Source organism: Candidatus Binataceae bacterium, assembly GCA_036495685.1.
Taxonomy (GTDB): Bacteria; Desulfobacterota; Binatia; order Binatales; family Binataceae; genus JAFAHS01.
In genome coordinates, this window is sequence record DASXMJ010000089.1 from 1 (window position 1) to 6,074 (window position 6,074).

Genomic DNA, 6,074 nt, shown 5'->3' on the forward strand with positions numbered 1-6,074 from the left:
CCGGCAACGTTTAGGTGATCTCGAATCCGTTGCGGCCTGTCGAACACCGGAGCCATCGAGAGCGCGTTGCCAGCGGAAGATGCGCCTCCGATTCTGGGAGCAATTCTGACGGGCCCACCTCTACCGCCCCCACCAATTCCACCGGCTGGGAGAACGCTGGTGGGCACAAGACACGCAAGTAGACAGACTGCGAATCCGACCAGCTCAACGCTTACTTTCGCCATCGCCCCGCCCCACTCCGTCCCTGGAGAATTTCAGGCACCGCGAGGTTTCTTTGCGAGGACAAATATTGGAATGACTGAGGCCGCGACGTGGGTTCTGGTCGGTGCTTGCAGATAGGCGGCTATCGCCACGTGGCTGCCATCCAGAGACCTATTATCATTCGCCCGACGAACTAGGGGAAGGATCTTTTTCCAACGATGGTGGTGAGCGTTGTTCCACCTTTGGTTTCCTTTCGCGTCGGTCAGGGTTGTCGACGGCGGCAGCGATGAGGCAAAACTAGGTTTGACTTTCGCGATCCATTGACACGTCATCGATGGAGCTCATGAAAGGGAACCGGGGTGTTGTCGAGGAGGGGTTCTCGCCCAGCCTTTCACTCGCATACCCTCGCAACCTTCCCCGCGAGAGGATTGTTGTACTCGGGCGATCGATCGGAAAATACTCGGGCTGACGTTCGGAGGCTTTCGGCTCCTTCGGAAACCTGTCTCCGAGCTTTGCCTTGAGGTAGGACGGTCATGGCCATCTCTGTCGCGGATATGCGGTGCACACCGGAGGGTCATTTCACGGTCCGGTGGGGACAACCAGAGTACACCGACTGGATCGACGAGAGCATGTCGTGGAAGGAGACGTGCTATATCGGCGACTGGTCGTTCTTGTGGGAGCGCCGTTTTCGCGGCCGCGATGTTCTCAAACTGTTTTCCGATGTGTCGGTGAACAGCTTCGCAAAATTCGCGGTTGGGCAGTCGAAGCACGTAATTCACTGCAACGAGGCCGGCAAGATCATTCACGAAGGGATTCTAAGCCGACTTGGCGATGAGGAATTCATGCTGTTCGGCCGAGGCGGCTTCTGGGTCGACTACCAGCTGCGCCATGGCCGCTACCGCGCGACATCGGAACCGGACGACTGGTTCAATTTTCAGGTCTCCGGACCGAATGCGCTTTACGTGGTGGAAAAGGCCGCAGGACAAAGTATCCGCGATATCGCCTTCATGTACTCGGGAAAAATCCGCATTGCGGGCCGTGAGGTTCTCGCGCTGCGACAGGGAATGGCCGGCGAAGTCGGGTACGAGCTGCAGGGACCGTCCGAATACGCGCGCCACGTGTATGAGGCTATTCTCGAGGCCGGGAAGGAGTTCGGGATCCGGCGTCTGGGCGGGCGCGCGGCCTTCATCAACCATCTTGAAGCATGCTTCCCGACGATCGTTACCGACTATCTGCCTGCGATATTCGAAGACGACATGGCCGAATATCTGACGGAGTTCAAAGCGGCGATGCCCGCCTACGCCGCGACTTTCAATATCGCCGGCAGCTTCGACGCGGATGACATCAGCGCCTGGTACCGCAGCCCGGTGGAACTGGGATGGAAGAATCGGGTCAGGCTTGACCACGATTTCATCGGCCGCCGCGCGCTGGAGGACGAGCTCGCTCGTCCGCGGAGGGTGATTCGGACGCTGGTGTGGAATCCCGAGGACGTGATCGAGGTGTACGCGTCTCTGTATCGCGCAGAAAAGCCCTATCACTATATGGAAATCCCCCGCGACCAACGAGGGTTCATGTACGCGGACAAGGTCACGCGGAGAGGGCGACCGGTCGGAGTCGCTACCTCGCGCGGCTACAGCTACTACTTTCGCCAGATGCTGTCGCTTTGTGTTATCGACGTGGATTGTAGCGAGCCCGGAACCGAGGTTACGGTAATCTGGGGTGAACCTGGCGAGCCCCAGAAGGAGATCCGGGCGCAGGTCGCCGCAGCCCCCTACAAGAAGGACAACCGGCGAATCGACGTTCGCAACCTGTAATTCTGATTCGATTCCGGGCCCCGCGACCAAGCGCGGGAAAGGACTGATACGGATGGATAGGCAGCTGAGGACGAAGGTCGCATTTTCAGGCTACCGAAGACCGCTGGCAGGCACCCAGCCCGACTACTTGCATCCTTCTTACGTCTCGAGCCGCAAACGGGCACCGTCCAAATCGTTGATAGCAATTCCAGCCACCCTGACTGAACTCACCGGCCCTCGGTTTGCCTCCGAGGAAGTAACTACAGGCGAAAGCGATTTGACGCGCCAGCATGGCGGCGCACCGCTCGGCGAACGAATCATCGTGAATGGCCAGGTGGTCGATGAAGATGGCCGCCCGGTCGGCGGAACTCTCATCGAAATCTGGCAGGCGAACGCGGCGGGCCGTTATGCGCATGAGTCCGATCAGCATGATGCGCCACTCGATCCAAACTTCAGCGGCGGCGGACGTCTGATAACCAATGGTGACGGTCGGTACTCGTTCACAACCATCAAGCCCGGTGCATATCCGTGGGGCAATCATGACAATGCGTGGCGGCCGGCGCACATCCATTTCTCGATATTCGGTCCCGCTTTCGCAACTCGACTGGTCACGCAGATGTATTTTCCAGGCGATCCGCTGCTCGCTGCAGACCCCCTCTGGAATTCGATCGCGGATGAGAACGCGAGGAGTCGACTGGTGAGTGCGTTCGACTGGGAGACAACCTCGCCGGGATATGCGCTTGGATATTGCTTTAACATCGTGCTGCGCGGGCGCGAGCAGACACCGATGGAGGAGTGACGTGCGACTTGCCGCGACACCGTCGCAAACCGTTGGGCCGTTCTTCGCGATTGGCATGCACACCGTCGACATCGCATTCGAACCCGCTGGTGAACGGTTGACCATTCAAGGTCGGGTGCTCGACGGAGACGGTAACGGGGTAAATGACGCTGTCATCGAGACCTGGCAGACGGATTCTGCTGGCCGCTACGCGGACCGTTCTTCGCGTGGTTGGGGCCGGGTGGTTACCGACGCTTCCGGAACGTTCCGGTTCTCGACCACCAAGCCCGGTCGACTGATGGGCGTGGGCGATGTGGTCCATGCGCCACACATCGCGGTCGCTATTTTCGCGCGTGGCCTTCTCAAACATCTCTTCACCAGAATCTACTTCCCCGACGAACCATCAAACGCGACTGACCATATACTTGCCTTGGTGCCAGACGACCGCCGAACGACCCTGATCGCTCGACCATCCGGTCCCAACCGTTTCGAATGGAACATTGTCCTCCAGGGCAAGGATGAGACTGCGTTTTTTGAGTTCTGAGGCATGAGTGCTCACCCACCTCTGCTCGATCCACTGTTCCGTGGGCCGATTGCGGTTCTCTTCAACGACGACCATCGCTTGCAGCGGATGCTCGATTTCGAGGCGGCGCTTTCGCGGGCGGAGGCTAAGGCGGAGGTAATTCCGGCAGCCGCCGTGCCGCTGGTCGAAGCGAAGTGCCGGTCCGAGTTGTTCGACTTTCAAGCGCTAGCGAATGCTGCGGCGAGCGCGGGCAACCTCGCGATACCGATGGTCCAGCAGCTCACCGCTTTGGTGGCAGCTGAAGATCCGGGGGCGGCAAGATTTGTCCACTGGGGCGCGACTAGCCAGGACGTCATCGACACGGGATTGGTACTGCAACTCCGGGAGGCGCTCAATTGGATGGAGCCTCAGCTTCATGCCCTCGGTAATTCAATTGCGAAGCTGGCGGATCGGCACCGCGCGACGTTGATGGCGGCGCGGACCCTGCTACAACAGGCGCTGCCAACGACGTTCGGGCTTAAAGCCGCAGGATGGCTTGACACCCTCGCGAGGCACCTTATGCGCCTGCGCGAGATTCGGGGAAGAGACTTGACGCTGCAATTTGGCGGCGCCGCGGGGACACTCGCGGCTCTCCGCGAAAAGGGAACTACCGTTGCCAGCGCGCTGGCGCAGGAGTTGAACTTACCGCAGCCGGATGCACCGTGGCATTCACACCGCGATCGCTTCGCGGAAATCGCGGCAGTCCTCGGTCTGCTGGCGGGCACACTTGGCAAGATCGCGCGCGACGTAACCCTGCTGATGCAGACCGAGGTAGCGGAAGTGCGAGAACCTACCGGCGACGATCGCGGCAGGTCATCGGCAATGCCACATAAACACAATCCGGTGGGCTCGGTCGTCGCATTGGCTGCCGCAACTCGCGTTTCGGGCCTGGTCTCCACAATGCTCACCGCAACTATCCTGGATCACGAGCGGGGGGTAGGCGGGTGGCATGCCGAATGGGAGACACTGGCCGATATCGTGACTCTAACCGGCGGCTCTCTCCTTCAGATGAGCGGCGTCGTTTCTGGGCTGCAGATTGACAGCGACGCAATGTTGAAAAATCTGCAGCGGACGCATGGGCAGATCATGGCCGAAGCGGTTGCAACGGGACTGGCGGAACGCGCGGGCCTCGCCAACGCTTATCTCATAGTCCAACAGGCGTGCGCGAAGGCCGCTGCCGAAGGTACAGAATTACGTGACGCGCTCACCAGCGACACTCGGGTGACACGAGCACTACCGGTCGCAGATCTCGATCGCCTCTTAAATCCGCGGAACTATCTCGGATCGTCCGAGAGGTTAATCGATCGCATACTCGAATCGTGGCGTGCAGCCAATGACTATTCGACGGACTAAGAGACGCGACAACAGAAGTGGCGATCCCACGCTCGAAAAAGGACTCGCGATTCGGCGCAGGGTGCTTGGCGAAGAACACGTTCGCCGCGCCATAGAGGCCTCGACCGAGTTCGATCGAGATTTCCAGGACTTCATCACGCGTCAGGCGTGGGGCTCCATCTGGACACGCCCGGGCCTCGACCATCGCACACGCAGCCTAATAACGATCGCGGTTTTAGCCTCCCTGGGGCACGAGCACGAATTGGCACTGCACGTACGCGCCACGCGCAATACCGGCGCGACCGTGGAGGACATTCGCGAGGTCCTCATGCAGGTGGCCGTGTATGCGGGCGTTCCTTCCGCCAACGCGGCCTTCAGAATCGCCAAGGCGGAGCTGGGTATCCAACGCTCCCGACCTGACGGCTCTCGAGCCAAGCGCTAGAGGCGTATCCGGACCTGAGAACCCGTTCATATCGGCGACTTCCCATCACGCCTGTGAGTGTGCCGCCGGGACCCAATTGGTTGGCAGACCCCCGCGAGCTCGAAACGAACTTGCCCGTCGCACGACACGGCTGGTTGCGTATTCTGCGAGGAACTCTTCGCGTAGGGCCCGCAAGGTCAGTCCTGTTTGGTGGCGGCTCCTCAGCCAAGAGCGTCGATACTCGAACGACAAGAGCCCCTCAAGCGATCACAGCCGCCTGGAGACGATAATGATTACGAAACCGCGAACCACAGGACGTTAACGCAGGAGACCAGATCGTGATCTCGCATGCTAAGACGCTTGCTCTATCCGTCTGCGATGACTTAGCGAAAGTTGAATGACTTGCGAAGTTGATAGCGAACCGCAGCGCGAGATTTACACGAGGGATTGGGTACATTTCACGATCGAATACCAAGGAGGATGGTGGAATCGATGAACATCAATGCCTTATCAGTGGCTGGACTTATAGCGTGTACTCTCGTCACACCTGCTCGTTCGGCCAGAGTGCCGGATCGAGAGCAGCCCGCGCGCCAGAAATGGATCAACTAAAACCCGTGATTGGGACCTGGGCGTGCTCCGGCGGCGTCTTCGAGACATCGCTCGGTCCGACGCACCCGACCAGTGGAACGCTCGCTTTCAATCCTGAACTGGATGGCATTTGGGTCGGCTTTACCTCTGAGCGGTAAACATGGCGCGGAAAAGCGCGGGAGCGACCCAATGTGATTGGAGCTCGGTTTCGAACCGACGACCTCCTGCTGGCAAGCACTGGCGTAAGAGGACTAAGTACCGGCCAGTTCAATGGGTCGATGCAACGTTGCTGCTAAGTGTACGTGCTGGGGTTTGGAATCCCAAGGTCTTTCGAGGCCGCTGATTTAGGCGCTGGGCGATCGCGTTGAGCTGGCGCTGGGTGAACTTCGACAGGTCAGT

6 protein-coding genes are annotated in these 6,074 nt (G+C 59.6%); 5 read left to right on the plus strand and 1 reads right to left on the minus strand.

Translation table 11 applies throughout. The features are described from left to right. Window positions 1–734: 734 nt before the first annotated feature. From VGI36_09305 to pcaC, 5 genes are read left to right on the plus strand one after another with little or no spacing between them, the layout of a single operon-like run. Window positions 735–2,015, plus strand: coding sequence for a hypothetical protein (locus tag VGI36_09305; protein HEY2485333.1), 1,281 nt, complete (start codon window positions 735–737; stop codon window positions 2,013–2,015). 52 nt (window positions 2,016–2,067) lie between these two features. Then, window positions 2,068–2,793, plus strand: a complete 726-nt coding sequence (gene pcaH / locus VGI36_09310) for a protocatechuate 3,4-dioxygenase subunit beta (protein HEY2485334.1) — start codon at window positions 2,068–2,070, stop codon at window positions 2,791–2,793. 1 nt (window position 2,794) lies between these two features. Further along, the gene (pcaG, locus tag VGI36_09315; GenBank protein HEY2485335.1) at window positions 2,795–3,316 is read left to right on the plus strand and encodes a protocatechuate 3,4-dioxygenase subunit alpha; all 522 of its coding nucleotides are present in this window, start codon (window positions 2,795–2,797) and stop codon (window positions 3,314–3,316) included. A gap of 3 nt (window positions 3,317–3,319) precedes the next feature. After that, a complete protein-coding gene (locus VGI36_09320; protein HEY2485336.1) occupies window positions 3,320–4,687 on the plus strand; it encodes a 3-carboxy-cis,cis-muconate cycloisomerase in 1,368 nt (455 codons plus the stop codon). Continuing rightward, window positions 4,668–5,108: a 4-carboxymuconolactone decarboxylase gene (gene pcaC, locus VGI36_09325; GenBank protein ID HEY2485337.1), complete on the plus strand. Its 441-nt coding sequence runs from the start codon at window positions 4,668–4,670 to the stop codon at window positions 5,106–5,108. The genes VGI36_09320 and pcaC overlap by 20 nt, the downstream gene beginning before the upstream one ends. A gap of 834 nt (window positions 5,109–5,942) precedes the next feature. On the opposite strand, the gene VGI36_09330 is transcribed toward pcaC, so the two are convergent. After that, on the minus strand, window positions 5,943–6,074 hold a 132-nt coding region (locus VGI36_09330), incomplete at its 5' end, for an IS30 family transposase (GenBank protein HEY2485338.1).